At 70.5% G+C, this 15,533-nt stretch carries 14 protein-coding genes and 1 pseudogene; 8 read left to right on the forward strand and 7 right to left on the reverse strand.

All coding sequences use genetic code 11. The features are described from left to right. Both VHK87_RS05030 and VHK87_RS05035 read right to left on the reverse strand, forming a co-directional pair. A partial coding sequence (locus VHK87_RS05030) for an acyl-CoA dehydrogenase family protein (RefSeq protein WP_329633801.1) occupies window positions 1-752 on the reverse strand: 752 nt, incomplete at its 3' end. Window positions 753-763: 11 nt separating this feature from the next. After that, window positions 764-1,993: an acyl-CoA dehydrogenase family protein gene (locus VHK87_RS05035; protein WP_329633802.1), complete on the reverse strand. Its 1,230-nt coding sequence runs from the start codon at window positions 1,991-1,993 to the stop codon at window positions 764-766. A gap of 366 nt (window positions 1,994-2,359) precedes the next feature. Between VHK87_RS05035 and VHK87_RS05040 the strand changes: the two genes are divergently transcribed. Both VHK87_RS05040 and VHK87_RS05045 read left to right on the forward strand, forming a co-directional pair. After that, entirely contained in the window at window positions 2,360-4,867 is a 2,508-nt protein-coding gene (locus VHK87_RS05040; RefSeq protein WP_329633803.1) for a TonB-dependent receptor, read from the forward strand. After that, window positions 4,867-6,375: a CehA/McbA family metallohydrolase gene (locus VHK87_RS05045; RefSeq protein ID WP_329633804.1), complete on the forward strand. Its 1,509-nt coding sequence runs from the start codon at window positions 4,867-4,869 to the stop codon at window positions 6,373-6,375. The genes VHK87_RS05040 and VHK87_RS05045 overlap by 1 nt, the downstream gene beginning before the upstream one ends. A 6-nt stretch (window positions 6,376-6,381) precedes the next feature. On the opposite strand, the gene VHK87_RS05050 is transcribed toward VHK87_RS05045, so the two are convergent. Both VHK87_RS05050 and VHK87_RS19440 read right to left on the reverse strand, forming a co-directional pair. After that, the gene (locus VHK87_RS05050) at window positions 6,382-6,597 is read right to left on the reverse strand and encodes a hypothetical protein (RefSeq protein WP_329633805.1); all 216 of its coding nucleotides are present in this window, start codon (window positions 6,595-6,597) and stop codon (window positions 6,382-6,384) included. A 17-nt stretch (window positions 6,598-6,614) separates the two neighbouring features. Then, entirely contained in the window at window positions 6,615-6,728 is a 114-nt protein-coding gene (locus tag VHK87_RS19440) for a hypothetical protein (RefSeq protein WP_414694113.1), read from the reverse strand. A gap of 338 nt (window positions 6,729-7,066) precedes the next feature. Between VHK87_RS19440 and VHK87_RS05055 the strand changes: the two genes are divergently transcribed. Beyond that, entirely contained in the window at window positions 7,067-7,249 is a 183-nt protein-coding gene (locus VHK87_RS05055) for a hypothetical protein (RefSeq protein WP_329633806.1), read from the forward strand. Between the two features lie 3 nt (window positions 7,250-7,252). Here VHK87_RS05055 and VHK87_RS05060 read toward each other — a convergent pair whose 3' ends face one another. Then, window positions 7,253-7,456 carry a hypothetical protein gene (locus VHK87_RS05060; protein ID WP_329633807.1) on the reverse strand — a complete coding sequence of 68 codons (204 nt, stop codon included), beginning with the start codon at window positions 7,454-7,456 and terminating at the stop codon, window positions 7,253-7,255. Between the two features lie 219 nt (window positions 7,457-7,675). Between VHK87_RS05060 and VHK87_RS05065 the strand changes: the two genes are divergently transcribed. Genes VHK87_RS05065 through VHK87_RS05085 form a run of 5 tightly spaced genes read left to right on the forward strand, consistent with a single transcriptional unit; the run spans window position 7,676 to window position 13,327 of the window. Continuing rightward, window positions 7,676-10,810: a peptidoglycan-binding protein gene (locus VHK87_RS05065; protein ID WP_329633808.1), complete on the forward strand. Its 3,135-nt coding sequence runs from the start codon at window positions 7,676-7,678 to the stop codon at window positions 10,808-10,810. A 60-nt stretch (window positions 10,811-10,870) separates the two neighbouring features. Continuing rightward, window positions 10,871-11,791 carry a sulfite exporter TauE/SafE family protein gene (locus VHK87_RS05070; RefSeq protein WP_329633809.1) on the forward strand — a complete coding sequence of 307 codons (921 nt, stop codon included), beginning with the start codon at window positions 10,871-10,873 and terminating at the stop codon, window positions 11,789-11,791. Further along, window positions 11,791-12,549, forward strand: coding sequence for a TIGR02186 family protein (locus VHK87_RS05075; RefSeq protein WP_329633810.1), 759 nt, complete (start codon window positions 11,791-11,793; stop codon window positions 12,547-12,549). Before VHK87_RS05070 ends, VHK87_RS05075 begins: the two co-directional genes overlap by 1 nt. A gap of 3 nt (window positions 12,550-12,552) precedes the next feature. Next, on the forward strand, window positions 12,553-13,002 hold the full coding sequence (locus VHK87_RS05080; RefSeq protein WP_329633811.1) for a DUF3429 domain-containing protein: 450 nt from the start codon (window positions 12,553-12,555) through the stop codon (window positions 13,000-13,002). Window positions 13,003-13,006: 4 nt separating this feature from the next. Next, on the forward strand, window positions 13,007-13,327 hold the full coding sequence (locus VHK87_RS05085; RefSeq protein ID WP_329633812.1) for a DUF1905 domain-containing protein: 321 nt from the start codon (window positions 13,007-13,009) through the stop codon (window positions 13,325-13,327). Between the two features lie 7 nt (window positions 13,328-13,334). Here the strand turns inward: VHK87_RS05085 and pdeM are convergent, their stop codons facing one another. Continuing rightward, the gene (gene pdeM, locus VHK87_RS05090; protein ID WP_329633813.1) at window positions 13,335-14,057 is read right to left on the reverse strand and encodes a ligase-associated DNA damage response endonuclease PdeM; all 723 of its coding nucleotides are present in this window, start codon (window positions 14,055-14,057) and stop codon (window positions 13,335-13,337) included. After that, window positions 14,054-15,533, reverse strand: a pseudogene (locus tag VHK87_RS05095) (DNA ligase-associated DEXH box helicase); the annotation flags it as partial. The pseudogene VHK87_RS05095 and the gene pdeM, both read right to left, overlap by 4 nt.

A 15,533-nucleotide genomic window follows, 5' to 3' on the forward strand; every position in this document is an offset into this window, starting at 1 on the left:
TCGCGCTCGAACTGCAGCAGGCGCTTGGCCACCGTCCAGCCGCCGTTCAGCGGGCCGAACAGCTGGTCCTTGGGGACCTTCACGTCGGTAAAGAAGGTCTCGCAGAACGGGCTGGTGCCGTTGATCAGCCGGATCGGGCGGACCTCGACGCCCGGCGTCTTCATGTCGATCAGCAGGAAGGAGATCCCTTCGTGCTTTTTGCTCGGGTCGGTGCGGACCAGGCAGAAGCACCAGTCGGCGAGGTTGGCGCCGCTGGTCCAGATCTTCTGGCCGTTGACCAGGTAGTGGTCGCCCTTGTCCTCGGCGCGGGTCTGCAGCGAGGCCAGGTCCGAGCCCGAGCCCGGCTCGGAGTAGCCCTGGCACCAGCGGACCTCGCCCTTGATGATGCCCGGCAGGTGCTGGCGCTTCAGCGCCTCGGTCCCGTACTCGATCAGGGTCGGGCCGAACATCATCACGCCCATGCCGCCGATCGGATTGCGGGCGCCAATGTTGGCCATCTCTTCGGCCAGCACGCGAGCCTCGCCGCGCGACAGGCCGCCGCCGCCGTATTCCTTCGGCCAGGTGGGCGTGCCCCAGCCCTTGTCGCCCATGGCCTTGCGCCAGGCATCCCAGGCCGGGTCGAACTCGGTCGACATCTGCGCCTGCATCTGCCGGCGCGGATCGCTGCGCAGCTCCTGCGGGAAGTTCGCTTCGAGCCAGGTGCGGGCTTCCTGCCGGAACGCCTCGAGGTCGGTACCGCCAAAATCGGCCATGGACTGTTTCCCTATGACTTAATCGGGTCAGGCAGGCCGAGGACCCGCTTGGCCACCACGTTGATATTCACTTCCGAAGTGCCGCCCTCGATCGAATTGCCCTTCGAGCGCAGCCAGCCGCGGGTGGCGGTCAGCTCCTGGCCCTTGAAGGCCTCGCCCTCCCAGCCCAAGCCCTGAGCGCCGATCGCCTCGATCATCAGCTCGCTGCGCTCCTGGGCGAAGGAGGCCGCGGCGTATTTGATGATGGACGTGGCCGCGGACGGGCCGCCGCCGGCCCGGCTCTCGGCCGCGCTGCGGGCGATGGTCATCTGCAGCGCCTGGAAGTTCATCTTGTTCTCGGTGATCCGCCGGCGCAGGTCCCAGTCGGCCACCCGGCCCGCCTCGTCCGTCCCAACGTAGGCCTTGGCGATCTGGCCCAGGTCCCCGGCCGCGCCGCCCGCGCCCCCGCCGCCGCCGAAGCCGCCGGAGATGTTCTGGCGTTCGTACTGCAGCAGCCGCTTGGCGATCTCCCAGCCGCCGTTTAGCTTGCCGACCATGTTCTCCTTCGGGACCTTCACATCCGTGAAGAAGGTCTCGCAGAACGGGCTCTCGCCGCTGATCAGCTGGATCGGCCGGGTCTCGACGCCCGGCGAGGACATGTCGATGAGCACGAAGGAGATGCCCTCGTGCTTCTTCGAGGTGTCGGTGCGCACCAGGCAGAAGCACCAGTCGGCTTTGTCGGCGTAGCTGGTCCAGATCTTCTGGCCATTGATCAACCAGTGGTCGCCCTTGTCCTCGCAGCGGGTCTGCAGGGAGGCGAGGTCTGAGCCGGCGCCCGGCTCCGAGTAGCCCTGGCACCAGCGGATCTCGCCCCGGACGATCCTGGGAAGATGCGCCTTCTTCTGCTCCTCGTTGCCGTACTCGAGCAGAACGGGGCCGAGCATCCACACGCCGAAGGAGGCCAGCGGCTGCCGGTAGCCGCCGCGCTGAAGTTCCTGCTCGAGCACCCGGGCCTGAGCGGGGGTCAGGCCGCCGCCGCCGTATTCCTTCGGCCACGTCGGCGCCGTCCAGCCCTTCTCGGCGACGCGGCGCATCCAGACGATGTGCGGATCCTCGCGGCCGGCGAACTTGCGGCCGCCCCAGATCGCCTCCGGGTCGGTCTTCGGCCGGGCCTCCTTCAGCTCAGGCGGATAGTTCGCCTCCAGCCAGGCCTTCACCTCGCCGCGGAACGCCTCGAGGTCTGCACCGCCGAAGTCGGCCATCAAGGTCTCCTGCCTGCCGGTTTCCAGTCGCGCGCACCATAGCGCCCGGCGGTCGCAGGACAAGGCTTCCGAACGGCTGTTTGAGGGGCGGCGGACGCGGCTCCGGACACCTACAAAGTGGTCGGAATTGACCGCCCGCGAGATCGTGGTCCTGCATCCCGCCACCTGGTGATGGTCTCGCAACCCTCGGCGAGCGGCCGCTCGAGGCCGCGTTCTTCGCCTGACTCCGCTGAGGTTGTGCAGAGCGGTCTCTGCACTGTGGCGCCGCCGCCGCAGGGGTTGGGCGACACGGATCTGACATCCCGCTGTCGCCGATCCGAGACACAGCACAGCTAGCTCCCGCGCACCTTTGAGGGGACGGGATCTATGAAGCATCTGCTCTTCGCCGCCGCCGCGGCGTGCGCGCTCGCGGTCGCCCATGGCGCGGCGGCCCAGGACGATGGAACTGCGGTCGAGGAACTGGTCGTCACGGCTCGAGCCGGCACGGCCGAACAGCGCCGGGTGGAGGCGAGCTACGCCATCACCGCCGTCTCGGAAGAGACCCTGCGCCTGCAGTCGCCGCCGAGCATCGCCGAGGTGCTGAAGAACGTGCCGGGCTTCTGGGTGGAGGCCTCCGGTGGCGTCGGCGGAGCCAACATCCGAGCCCGCGGCATCCCGATCGAGGGCTATGCGGCCATCGCCCTGCACGAGGACGGCCTTCCGATCCAGCACGACGGCGGCCTGGGCTTCCTCAACACCGACTTCTCCGGCCGCTTCGACGAGACAGTGGAGCGGGTGGAGGTGGTGCGCGGCGGCCCTTCGTCCGTGTTCGCCTCCTATGCGCCGGCCGGGGTCGTCAACCTCATCAGCCGCAAGGGCGGCGACGAGTTCGGTGGCCTGATCAAGGGCGAGATCGGCGACTACGGCTACGCCCGCGGCGACTTCTGGATCGGCGGCCCTGTGGCCGGGTTCCGCATGGGCCTGGGCGGCTTCTACCGCAAGAGCGATGGGGTCCGGGACCCCGGCTTCACCGCCGACCAAGGCGGCCAGATCCGCTTCTCGGTCGGGCGCGACTTCACCGGCGGCTCCGTCGACTTCAACGTCAAGCACGTCGACGACAACACCATCTTCTACCTGCCCATTCCGCTGACCTTCGACTCGGAAGGCGACACTGCGGGTATCCCCGGCTTCGACCCGAACTACGGCACGCTGGCCGGCCCGGAGACGGGCCGGCTGACCTTCCGCACCAACCGTGGCCCGTTCGGCTTCAACCTGACCCGCGGCTCGGACGTGAAGCTGACCCAGTACACGGTCGACTCCCGGTTCGACATCGGCGGCGGGTGGCAGGTGTTGGAGAAGTTCCGCTACAAGACCGCCGACCTCACGCGCGCCGGCCTGTTCCCCAACACGCCGATCAGCGCCGCTTCGCGCATCAACCAGGATCTGGCCCGTGCGTCCGCCCTCGGCGTGGTCGCCGGCCGCCTCACCTACTTGGACGGTCAGCCCTTCGACATCGCCGGCCAGAACGGCACGGGGCTGGTGATGGACGCCTTCGTGCGCCAGCAGGACATTGCCCTCGACGAATGGATCAACGACCTGCGCCTCCAGCGGCGGTTCGATCTGGGCGGCCAGTCCCACGACGTGGCGCTGGGCGTCTACTTCGCGAGGGCCGACGAGACCTTCCGCCAGGAGGGCTCGGCCCTGCTGATCGACGTGCGGGAAAACGCCAGGCCCCTGGAGCTGGTCGGCCTGAACGCCGCCGGCCAGGTGGTCGCCCGCTTCACCGAGAACGGCTTCTCGCGCTACGGCACCCAGTTCAACCACGCGGAGGGCGAGTCCACGACCTGGGCCCTCTACGCCTCTGACGAGTGGCGGATCACCGACAAGCTGAGGGTCGACCTCGGGGCCCGCTGGGAGCGCATCGAGCTCTCCGGCCGCAACGAGCGCAGCGCCACAGTAAACCTAAACCAGTCGCCGACCCTCGCCGACGATCAGGCGATCAGCGGGAACGGGATCTTCGACCCGCTGGACCGGGACTTCGACGGCATGGCCGGGACCATCGCGGTCAACTACCAGGTCCAGCCGGACATCGGTGTCTTCGCCCGTTACACGCGCGCCTTCCGGCTGCCCTCGCTCGGCGACTTCCTGACCAATCCAACGCGCACCGATCCGCGCACCCAGAAGTTCAACCTGGCCGAGGCGGGGCTCAAGATCGAGCAGCCGAGCTACCGCTTCTACGCGGTGGCCTTCTACTCGGGCTTCGACAGCCAGGGCTTCACCGAGACCCGTTTCGACCAGGCGACCAATTCGTTCGTGAGCCGGACCGAGTTCGCCTCCACCGACGCCTGGGGCCTGGAGCTCGAGGGGCTGGCGCGGCCGGTGGAGTGGTTCGACCTGGCCTTCAACGCGACCATTCAGGAGCCGCGGCTGGGCGACTTCATCTTCAACGAGCGGGTGGCCAAGGTTTCGGGCGCCTGCCCGGCGCCGACGGACGTCCCCACCTCCGGCGCCGACTGCCTGCGGCCGCGGGACTTCTCCGGCAACCTGCAGATCCGCACGCCAAGGGTCACCGGCCGCTTCACCCCGGGGCTCAATCTGCTGGACGGGCGACTGCGCGCCGAGCTCGAATTGCAGTATTACGGCAAGCGCTACTCTGACCTGGCCAACAGCCTGATCATCCCCGCCTACCACCTGGTGAACGCCCACGTGCGCTATCAGATCAACGACCAGCTGACGCTCTACGGCTACGGGACCAACCTGACGAACGAGATCGGCCTGACCGAAGGCAACCCGCGGGCCGGCCAGTTCATCTCCGGGGAGGCCGGGGCCCGCTACTACCTCGCCAGGCCCGAGCTCGGACGCACCTTCCGCGCCGCGCTGCTTTACCGGTTCTGATGCTGAGCTCGGCGGCCAGGGCGTTCCTCGCCGCGATCCTGGCCGCTGCGCTGCTGGGCGCCGGCGTGGCGCGCGCCGAGCCGGACCTCACCTTGCGCGGGACGATGACGGGGGCCGACCACCAGACCTATCGCGAGGTCCCGTTCCGGGTCCCGCGCAGCGTCACGCGGCTGACGGTTGAGTTCGAGTACACCGGGCGCGAGCAGCGCTCGGTCATCGACCTTGGCCTGCGCGATCCGCAGCGGTTCCGGGGCTGGAGCGGCGGGAACAAGGCCCGCTTCACCGTGGCCGAGACCTTCGCGACCCCGTCGTACCTTCCGGGGCCTCTCATCCCGGGCGAGTGGAAGCTGATCCTGGGCGTCCCGAACCTGCGCAAGGACGCCCGCGCCGACTATGTGGCGAAGATCACCTTCGGCCGGGCAGGGGACTTCCAGGGCTTCGCCGAGGCGCCGTTGAAGGCGGGCCCCGGCTGGTGGCGCGGCGATCTGCACCTGCATACCGGCCACTCCGACGGGTCGTGCGCGAACCGCGCCGGTGGGCGTGGGCCCTGCCCCCTGCACCTGACCTTGGAGGCGGCCGCGGCGCGGGGACTCGATTTCGTCGCCGTCACCGAGCACAACGCCACATCGCACCACCAGGCGCTGGCCGAGCTGCAGCCGCACTTTTCCGACCTGCTGCTGATCCCTGGGCGCGAGATCACCACCTTCTTTGGCCACGCCAACGTGTTCGGTTCGGTGGAGCCGCTCGACTTCCAGCTCGGCGGCCCGCGCGCGCCCACCCTCGACGCCATCCTGGACCAGGCCGAACGTGCGGGCGCCGTCGTATCGATCAATCATCCGGGCATGCCGTCGGGCGAGGTTTGCATGGGCTGCGGTTGGACGGCCAAGACCGACTATGCGCGGATACAGGGGGTGGAGGTGGTGAACGGGGGGAGCCTCGCCCAGACCGGCGGCTCCGACGCGCTCTTGTCGGGCGTGCCCTTTTGGGAGGCGCGGCTGGCGGAAGGCCGGCGGATCACCGCCCTCGGCGGCTCGGACAATCACGACGCCGCCAAGGCCGCCGACCAGGCCTCGGCCGTCGGGGCGCCAACGACGGTGGTCTGGGCCGAGAACCTGTCGCAGCCCGCGATCCTGGCGGGGCTGCGCTCAGGCCGGGTGTTCATCGACGTGGCGGGAACGAAGGACCGCCATATCGACGTGACGGCCACGGCGGGCGGTCAGGCCGTTGCGATGGGCGGCGATCTGCATGCGCCGGCCGGGACGGCCGTCGCGATCGAGATTGCGGTGAAGGGCGCCGCCGGCGGCAGGCTGGTGCTCGCCGGCCCGGCGGCGGGCAAGGTTGGAGGCGAGGCGGGCGGAACGTTGAGCGCCGACGAGACGCGGCGGCTGACCTGGACCAGCGACGGCGGAGCCGGCTGGTTGCGCGCCGAAGTGCGCGGCCCCGACGGGAGGCTCTGGCTGCTCGGCAATCCGATCTATCTCAACCGGCCGGGGGTCGCGGCGCGCTGAGCGCGGCTAGGGCGTCATCCAGACCGGCGGGCCGGAGAGGGAGGCCAGCAGGGCCGTGCCCTCGGGCGTGATCGACCAGCCCTCGCGGCCGCGCGCCGCCAGGCCGAGCTCGGTCAGCTGCCGGGCGTCGGAGATGTTGACGAACGGCACGTCTTCGCCGGTGTGCTTGCGCGCCAGGTTGCGCAGGGCGTGCAGCTGGCCCTCGGTGAGATCCGCAGACATCGATACGGCCTTCCGGCCTAGGCCTTCTTGTGGGCCGGGTTGAAGAAGGTCTGCGCGGCGGGCGCGGCCTTGGGGGCCGGCTGCTTGGGCTTGCGGACTTCCTTGTTGGATCGCTTTTGGCCCTTAGCCATGATCTGTATTCCTTGAGTTAAACGGGCGAACTCTGTCGAACATTCGGCCCAATGTGCGCCAACGGGTCGCGTTCTCGTCACCCGTCGTCAGCGAATTCGATTATCGCGCTCAAACTGTCCTGTAGTCCACTATTTTTGTTTTTCTTTGAGGCCTGAGCAATTGGTTCTGGCGGGCCTGCGCTCTGCTTCCCATCTATGAACTCGCGGCCGTGCGAGAGCGGCAGGAGATCCTTGATGCAAGAACTTCAGAAGACCCCGTTCCTCTCGCCTCGCAACGTGCCGCTCTGGGCCGGGCTGACGCTCGCCCTGATCGTCCTCGCAGGCGTGCTGCTCGCACCATGACCCCGCTCGAGGAAGACGCCATGCGCCGCGAGAACGCCTACCTGCGTGAGCGGGTGGCGCAGCTGCAGTCCGACCTCACCGACCTTTCGGCGGAGAACACTCGCCTGCGGCAGGAGCGCGAGCGTCTGCACGGCCGCTCCGCAATGACCGCCCCCAACCCGCTCGCCGGCGGGCAGTAGCCGCTAACGGCCGGTCGGCACCCCGAGCAGGTTCACCAGGTGGACCAGCAGCAGCACGGCCATGGCCGTGCTCGTCAGCATGATCGCGCGCCAGGGGATCAGCCGCGGCCCCTTCAGGAAGTTGGGCTTGCGCGCGCCGCGCCAGCCGCTGAACACCGCAAGGACGGCGGCGGCGGCGAACAGCACGGCGGTGATCTCGATCCCCATGCGGCCCCGTAGCGCACCCCGGCCCGCGTTCCAAGCCGCGGCGCGATCGTGGGGTTAACCCTTCATTGACCATGTCGGGGGAGGGTGGCGTGGGCTCCGCTCACCGCTCCGTCGTCATCCACAGGTGATCGTGTCAGACGCAAGATGTTGCGTCTTGGTCGCGTTTACACCCCAGGAATCGGTGGCTAGCGTCCAACGTGGGGTTGGAGACGATTCGAAATGACGGCGGGGGCGCCCTGGAGCGTGAAGGGAATCGATCCGAAAGCCCGCGAGGTCGCCAAGGACCTGGCCCGCCGGTCAGGAATGACGCTTGGCGAGTGGCTGAACCGGATGATCCTCGAGGACGACCCGGAAGACGCCGTCACCAAGGCGCTGTTCGGCGACCGACCGCCGGCCCGCCCGCAGCGCCCCGCCTTCGACGCCCCGCCGCCCGCCGCCCGCTACGAGCCTGCGCCCCACTCGCGTGAAGAGATCGCCCGCGTCGCGCTGGCGCTCGACCGGCTGACGGACCACATCGAATCCTCCGAGACCCGCACGGGCCTGGCCGTCAGCGGCGTCGAGCAGTCCGTTCGCGCGGCCTTGGCCCGCCTGGAAGCCGCCGAGCGCCAGCAGGCCTCGGTGGTCGCCCGGGTGGAGGGCGCCGTCGACGAGATCCGCGCCGACCACGCCAAGGTCCTCGACCGGGTCCGCCGTGTCGAGCAGGAGGCCGCCGGCCCTCGCTCGGCCGAAGCCCTTCGGGCCCTGGAATCCGCCCTCTCCAAGGTCGCCGGCCGCCTGGACCAGAAGGACGACCGCGCCAAGGACCTGCTGACGGCCGTCGAGGCCCGCATCCAGCGCCTGGAGGGCGGCGAGGTCGCCTCCACCGCCGTCGTCGAGGACAGCTTCGGCAAGCTGGCCGAGCGTCTCGCCGACGCCGAGGGCCGCACCGCCCAGGCCGTCGAGAGCCTGCGGGACTCCTTCGCCGCGCTGGACGGCCGCCTGCGGGCCGTGGAGTCCGGCGGCGCGATCGATCAGCGGCTGGAGGAACTGGCCGCCACCCTCGGCAAGCGCCTTGACGAGGCGAGGGGGGAGATCGCCAGCCAGCTCGCCGCCTCGGCCGAGGACCGCTTCGACCGCATGGAGCGCAAGCTCGGCGAGATGGCCGAGCACGTGCAGGCGGCCGAGCAGCGCTCGGCCCAGGCCATCCAGAAGATGGGCGAGGACCTGGCGGGCGTCGCCGGGACCCTGACCCAGCGGGTGCAGGCCGCCGAGGCCGGCGCCGCCGCGGTCAGCGCCGAGCTGGCCCGAATCGGCGACGGCCAGGCCGAGGCCTTGTCCAAGCTGTCGGCCGAGATCACCCGCATCTCGGAGCGGCTGACAGAGCGGATCTCCAACGCCGAGCGCCGCAGCGCCCAGGCGATCGACGACGTCGGCGAGAAGCTGACCACGGTCTCCGAGCGGATCGGCCAGCGCACCGACAGGGTCTCCGAGGAGCTGTCGGAGCGGATCCGCGCCAGCGAGGAGCGCACCGCGCGCCTGCTGGAAGAGGCCCGCGAGAAGATCGACCAGCGGCTGGCGCAGGCCCAGCAGCGCCAGGCCGAGCAGGCCAAAGCCGCCCCGCCGCTCCCGCCGTCGATCCCCGAGGCGCAGCTGCCGCCGCCGGAGTCCCTGGACGAGCCGCTGCCCCTCGCCACAACGCCCACGCCGGCGCCCTTCGCCGCCGCCCGCAGCCTGTTCGGCGCCGCCTTCCCGGGCGCCCCGCCGGAGCCGACCTTCGACGAGACCGACTTCGAGGCGGCGGACGGCTTCGCGCCCGCCGCCCGCGCCGCGTCCGACGGACTTGCCCCGGCCGCCCTGGCCGACGATGCGCGCGCCGAGGCCGATCCGCTGGCCGAGGTGCTCTCGGCGCTGGACGCCGAGCCGGCGGACGAGGACGCCGAACTGTTGAAGCCCCCGGCGCTCGAGCCGGCGGCCGCCTTCGACGCGGAGCCCGCCGCCGAAGCCTCGCCGGCGGCTGAATTGGACGATCCCTTCGAAGCGCCCGCCGCCGATGGACCCATGTGGCCGCGTCCCGATGCGCGCCGGCTGAACGACGGCTTCGACGACGACCACGACGCGATCTCCGAGCCGCTGCCCGTCTCGCAGTTCGAGGCCGAGCCCGCCGCCGAGGCGGACGCGCCGGCCCGCAGCGAGGCCGAGGCTGACGCCGCCGAGGCCGACGACCTCTTCGAGCCTAAGGCCGAGCCCGCCCCGCCGCTGGAGCGGCTGACCGCCCGCGAACTCATCGAGCAGGCCCGCGCCGCCGCCCGCGCCTCGGCCGCCCATCCCAAGGCCGGCAAGGCCAAGGAGAAGGAGGAGGGCCCCGGGTTGTTCTCAGGCTTCACCGTCGCCAAGAAGCGCCGCGCAGGCGGGACCCTGCCGACCGCCGTCCTGGTCGCCGGCGGCGTCGCCGCCGCGGGCCTTTCGATCAGCGGCCTGGTGCTGCAGTCGGGCGAGATCCAGAAGGGGGCCGACCAGGCCCAGATCGCCGCCCAGGACGCCACCGCGCAGCCCGGCGCCAAGGCCGCGCCGCTGGCCGCGGTGGCCCTGCAGCCCAAGAAGCTGACGGAAGCCAGCCCGTCCGCCCCGTCGGACGTGGACCTTGCGGCCCTCTACGCAGAGGCCTCCCAGGCGCTGGACGCCGGCGACGACAGCGGGCTCGAGAAGCTCAAGCAGGCGGCCAACCTCGGCCACCCGCCCGCCCAGTTCTACCTCGCCAAGCTCTACGAGGCCGGCCGTTCGGGTCTCAAGCAGGACCTCGCCGAGGCCCGCCGCTGGACCGAGCGCGCCGCCCAGCGCGGCGAGCGAAAGGCCATGCACAATCTGGCGCTCTACTATTTCGAGGGCGCCGGCGGGCCGAAGAACACCTCAACCGCCGCCCAGTGGTTCCAGCGGGCGGCCGAGATGGGCCTGCTGGACAGCCAGTACAATCTGGGCCGCCTGTACGAAGAGGGCATCGGGGTCCCGCAGAACGCCGCCGAGGCCTACCGTTGGTACCTGATCGCCGGCCGCCAAGGGGACGCGGAGTCCCGCGCCAGCGCCCAGCGGGTGAAGGCTCAGCTGTCGGCCGAGGCGCGCGTGGTCGCCGAGAAGTCGGCGGCCTCATTCCGCGCCGCGACGCCGAGCCTGGCCGCCGGCGGCGACAAGACCACCGTCGCCATCGCCCAGAAGGCGCTCTCGCGCCTCAACTACTATCAGGTCCTCGGCCCCGCAGACGGCGTGGCCTCCCCGGCGCTCAGAATGGCCATCGCCGCCTACCAGCGTGACCAGGGACTTCCGCCGACCGGCGAACTCGACTCCCTGACCGTCTCACGCCTGGCCGTCTACGCGCGCTGAGCCTTGTCAGCCCCCCTGGCCGCTTGGCGATGCGTGGATTCCGGGCCGGGCGGCTGAGCCGTGGACATCTACCTCCCCATCGCCGAGGTCTCGGTGAATGCGCCGCTGCTGATCGCGCTCGGCGCGGCGGTGGGGTTCATCTCCGGCCTGTTCGGCATCGGCGGCGGCTTCCTGATGACGCCGGTGCTGGTCTTCCTCGGCATCCCGCCCGCGGTGGCGGTGGCCAGCGAAGCCAACCACGTGGCGGCCTCCTCCACCTCCAGCGTCATCTCCTACACCCGCCGCAGGGCCGTGGACTTCCGGATGGGCGGGGTGCTGGCGGCGGGCGGGGCGGTGGGCTCCGTGGTCGGCGTGGAGATTTTCCGCTGGCTGCGGCTGCTCGGCCAGGCCGACCTGGTCGTCTCGCTTTCCTACCTGATCTTCCTAGGGGTGATCGGCGGGCTGATGCTCACGGAGTCGCTGGGCTCGATCCTGCGCCGGCGGCGCGGCGAGCCGCCCAAGCCGCGGCGCGACCGCAGGCCGCCCTGGCTCTACGGCCTGCCGTTCAAGGTCCGCTTCCCGCGCTCGCGGCTCTACATCAGCGTGCTGCCGCCGATCGCGCTGGGCGTGTTCGTGGGCGTGCTCTCGGCGATCATGGGAGTGGGCGGCGGCTTCGTGCTGGTGCCGGCGATGGTCTACCTGCTGCGGATGCCCGCCGGCGTGGTGGTGGGCACCAGCCTGTTCCAGATCATCATCACCACCTCGCTGACCAGCGTGCTGCAGGCCGGCCGCAACCAGACTGTGGACGTGGTGCTGGCCACCATGCTGCTGGCCGGCGGGGTGCTGGGCGCCCAGTTCGGCGCGCGGGCCTCGATGCGCTTCCGGGCCGAGGAGCTGCGGGCGCTGCTGGCGCTGATCGTGCTGGTGGTCGGGTTGAAGATGGGGCTCGACCTCTTCATCCGTCCCGACGATCCGTTCGTTCTCGTCGGAGGGGGCGACTGATGGCCGTTCCCATGGCCGAGCCCCCGGCCGCCATCTCCGCCGCGCTCACCGAGACCAACGTGCGGGTGACCTCCAGCTTCCGCGGTGCGCGCATCGTGCTCTACGGCGCCGTCTTCAATCCCGAGACCCGGCCTGCTGACGTGGTTGTTCTAGTCCGCGGCCCCGAGCAGCCGATCCGGATCGCCCGCAAGACGCGGGTGGCCGGCCTGTGGGTCAACAGCCGGCCGGTGGTGTTCGAGGGCGCGCCGGGCTTCTACCGGGCCGCCTCCACCCGCCCGCTGCGCGACATCGCGACTTTCGGCGTGCTGCGCCGGCTGGGCGCTGGCGTCGACCACCTGCCGATCAACGCCCCCGAGGAGCAGCGGATCGAGACCCGCTACGGCGTCCGCGACGTGGTGGTCAGCCGGCTGGGCGCCGACTACGGCCAGTGGCGCCAGGCCGTCATGCGGCTGAAGGAGAACAGCCGTCTCTACGCCGAGGACGACCGCGGCGTGCAGTTCGTCGACCGCGGCCTCTTCCGGGCCGAGATCGACCTGCCCACCGCCGCGCCCATCGGCCAGTACCGGGCCGAGATCATCCTCTTCCAGGACGGGCGCCCGGTCGCCAGCCGCACCCGCACCCTGACCGTGGAAAAGGCCGGCGCCGAACGGGCCCTTTACCTCTTCGCCCGTGAGAAGCCATGGTTGTACGGCCTGGCCTCTGTCGCTATCGCCCTGTTGGCCGGTTGGGCGGCCTCCGTTGTGTTCCGAAGGACTTGAGCCATGGAAGCCGAGACCTCCGCCCCGCTCCCGTTGTGGATCATCGCCGTCGCCGCGCTGTCGCCGTTCCCGGTGTCTGCGGTGGTCTACGCCTATGGCCCCGGGCACCTGGCGGACGATGCGCTGACCGTGATCCTCACCTGGTCGGCGATCGTGATGAGCTTCGTCGGCGGGGTCCGCTGGGGCCTGGAGACGTCGCGCGAGTCGCCGCGCTCGCAGCGCCTGGCGGCCTCCATCGTGGGGCCGGTGTTCGCCTGGGTGCTGATCCTCGCCCGCGGGCGCTGGCCCGAAACCTGGCTGCTCTGCGGCTTCCTATCGGCCTTCCTGCTCCAGTGGCTGTTCGACCACACCGCGCCGGACGTGCCGACCCGCTGGCCGCGGCTGCTGACCGTCTTGACGCTCGGCGCCGGGCTCTCGCTGGCGATCGCGCTGGAGCAGGCGCTGCGGCTGTGAGCCGATGAGCGGAGAGGCCGAGGCGCTCCCTGAATTCCGCTTCGAGGCGGAAGTGATCTACTGGCGCGGCCCTTCGCCGTTCTTCTTCGTCCCCGTTCCGCCGGCCGAGGCCGAGACACTGAAGGGCGTCATGAAGGCCGTGACCTATGGCTGGGGGATGATCCCGGTCGGGGCGACTATCGGCGGCGTCGCCTTCACTACGGCGCTGTTCCCCAAGGACGGGACCTACTTCCTGCCGCTCAAAGACAAGGTGAGGCGCAAGGCCAACATCACCGCCGGGGACAAAGTCATCGTCGAAATGGCCATCCGGCCACAACGAGGGTGACGGCGCTTCAGTCGCCTCTCAGGCTCTTCCAGCCCACCGCGTGCACGCGGCCTGCCCCGAGCGCTGCGGCGATGGGCGTCCTAGCGAACATCCCCGCGAATGCGACGTCGCGGATGTTGAGCCCGCCGGCGTAGGCGCCGAAGGCCGGCAGGATCGCCCGCTCGCCGTCAGTGACGAAGCAGCGCCGCCGCACCACCCCCCCGGCCGCGGCGACCTTGGCGCAGGGGTGCAGGTGGCCGGCGAGCTCGCCGAGCCTCGGCCCCGCCAGCGGCTCGTGGCGCAGGGTCAGGTCGCCCAGCGACAGGGTTTCGACGGGCTCGCCGGGCAGTTGCTGCGGCCCGTCCGCGTCGTGGTTGCCGATCACCCAGATCAGGGTGCGCCCGCTGGCCAGCAGGCGCAGCCGCGCGGCCTCGCTCGGCGCCAGCCGCTCTTCGGAGCGGCGGTCGTGGAAGGTGTCGCCCAGGAAGACCAGCACCTTGGGCCGCATCGTCGCGACTTCGAACTCCAGCCGCCCGAGGGTCTCGCGGGTGTCGTAGGGCGGCAACAGCTGGCCGCGGGCGGCGTAGGAGGAGCCCTTCTCCAGGTGCAGGTCGGAGACGATCAGCGCCTCGTCCTCGTCGACCCACATTGCGCCGCTCGCGCGCAGCACGACCTCGGTCCCGGCGATCTGGGTGCGCAGGCCGCCGCACGAGGCGGGGGCGTAGTCGTGGCGGGCGGCGGCGGCGGTCATGCGATGGCTTCGGCGATGAGGTCTTCGGCGGCTTCGGCCAGGATAAGCTCCCCCGCCGATCCCGGCGACCGCTCCTTGCCGATCTCCAGCAGGATCGGCACCGAGAACGGCGACAGGTGGTCGAGGTGGGAGACGCGGATCCGGCCGCGGATGCGCGCCAGCATCGCGCCCAGCCGCGCCACGTCGATGAGGCCGGTCGCCGCATCGGCCCGCGCGCACCGCAGCAAGAGGTGGTCCGGCTCGTGCCGGCGCAGCACGTCGTATACCAGGTCGGTGGAGAAGGTGATCTGCCGCCCGCTCTTCTGCTCGCCGGGGAAGCGCCGCTCGATCAGCCCGGCGATCAGGGCGCAGCCCTTGAAGGCCCGCTTCATCATGAAGCTCTCGGCGAGCCAGTCCTCCAGGTCGTCGCCCAGCATGTCCTGCGAGAACAGATCGGCGTAGTCGAGGCCGTCCATCGGCTTCAGCGCCCAGACGGCCAGCGCGTAGTCGTTGCACACGAACCCGAGGGGCCCGACCCCCGCGCGCTCCAGGCGTCGGGTCAGCAACATGGCCAGAGTGGTGTGGGCGAGCCTTCCCTCGAAGGGATAGCAGACGAGGAAGTGCCGTCTCCCCTGCGGGAAGGTCTCCAGCAGCATCTCGTCCTCGGCCGGGATCTGCGAGCGATCGCGCTGGATCTCCAGCCATTCGCGCACGTCGCCGGGGAGCACGTTCCAGTGCTCGGGGTTGGACATCATCCGGCGGACGCGGCTGGCGAGAAAGGTGGAGAGGGCGAACTTCGAGCCGCCCCAGGACGGCATCTTCGGGTCCTTGCCGCCGCCAGGACGGACCAGAACGTCCATGCCGGTGACCGCCACCAACTCCCACACCCCGCCGGCGAAGATGAAGGTGTCTCCGGGCTCGAGCATCTCGAGGTAGCCCTCCTCCACCTCGCCGATTTTTCGCCCTGCGGTCCCGCGACGGCCGGCCAGCCGCACCGCCAGCAGGGCGGGGGAGACGATGGCGCCGACGTTCAGCCGGTGGCGCTGGGCGGTCTGGGCGTTGCGCACTTTCCACAGCCCATCTTCGCCTTTCACGATCCGGCGGAAGCGGTCGTAGGTCTTCAGCGCGTAGCCGCCGGTGGAGACGAAATCGAGGACGGCTTCGAAATCCTCCCACGCCAGGTCCCGGTAGGGACCCGCCGAGCGGACTTCGTCATAAAGCGCCACCGCGTCGAATGGCTCGGAGCAGGCGCAGCCCATGACGTGCTGGGCCAGCACGTCCAGCGCGCCGATGCGAGCGGGGTCGCCGTCCAGGGTGTTCTCGGCGATGGCCTCGCGAGCGGCCTGGCATTCCAGCATCTCGAAGCGGTTGGCGGGCACGAAGAGGGCGCGGCTGGGCTCGTCCAGCCGATGGTTCGCGCGGCCGATCCGCTGCACCATCCGCGATGCCCCCTTGGGCGAGGCGAGCTGGATCACCAGGTCCACGTCGCCCCAGTCG

Origin of the sequence: Phenylobacterium sp., assembly GCF_036263695.1 — a bacterium.
Lineage (GTDB): Bacteria > Pseudomonadota > Alphaproteobacteria > Caulobacterales > Caulobacteraceae > Phenylobacterium.

Bases quoted from the DNA above. Each gene is read 5' to 3' on its own strand.
- VHK87_RS05035 (WP_329633802.1), bottom strand. From the start codon at position 1,993: ATGGCCGACTTCGGCGGTGCAGACCTCGAGGCGTTCCGCGGCGAGGTG.
- VHK87_RS05040 (WP_329633803.1), top strand. From the start codon at position 2,360: ATGAAGCATCTGCTCTTCGCCGCCGCCGCGGCGTGCGCGCTCGCGGTC.
- VHK87_RS05045 (WP_329633804.1), top strand. From the start codon at position 4,867: ATGCTGAGCTCGGCGGCCAGGGCGTTCCTCGCCGCGATCCTGGCCGCT.
- VHK87_RS05050 (WP_329633805.1), bottom strand. From the start codon at position 6,597: ATGTCTGCGGATCTCACCGAGGGCCAGCTGCACGCCCTGCGCAACCTG.
- VHK87_RS19440 (WP_414694113.1), bottom strand. From the start codon at position 6,728: ATGGCTAAGGGCCAAAAGCGATCCAACAAGGAAGTCCGCAAGCCCAAG.
- VHK87_RS05055 (WP_329633806.1), top strand. From the start codon at position 7,067: ATGACCCCGCTCGAGGAAGACGCCATGCGCCGCGAGAACGCCTACCTG.
- VHK87_RS05060 (WP_329633807.1), bottom strand. From the start codon at position 7,456: ATGGGGATCGAGATCACCGCCGTGCTGTTCGCCGCCGCCGCCGTCCTT.
- VHK87_RS05065 (WP_329633808.1), top strand. From the start codon at position 7,676: ATGACGGCGGGGGCGCCCTGGAGCGTGAAGGGAATCGATCCGAAAGCC.
- VHK87_RS05075 (WP_329633810.1), top strand. From the start codon at position 11,791: ATGGCCGTTCCCATGGCCGAGCCCCCGGCCGCCATCTCCGCCGCGCTC.
- VHK87_RS05080 (WP_329633811.1), top strand. From the start codon at position 12,553: ATGGAAGCCGAGACCTCCGCCCCGCTCCCGTTGTGGATCATCGCCGTC.
- VHK87_RS05085 (WP_329633812.1), top strand. From the start codon at position 13,007: ATGAGCGGAGAGGCCGAGGCGCTCCCTGAATTCCGCTTCGAGGCGGAA.
- pdeM (WP_329633813.1), bottom strand. From the start codon at position 14,057: ATGACCGCCGCCGCCGCCCGCCACGACTACGCCCCCGCCTCGTGCGGC.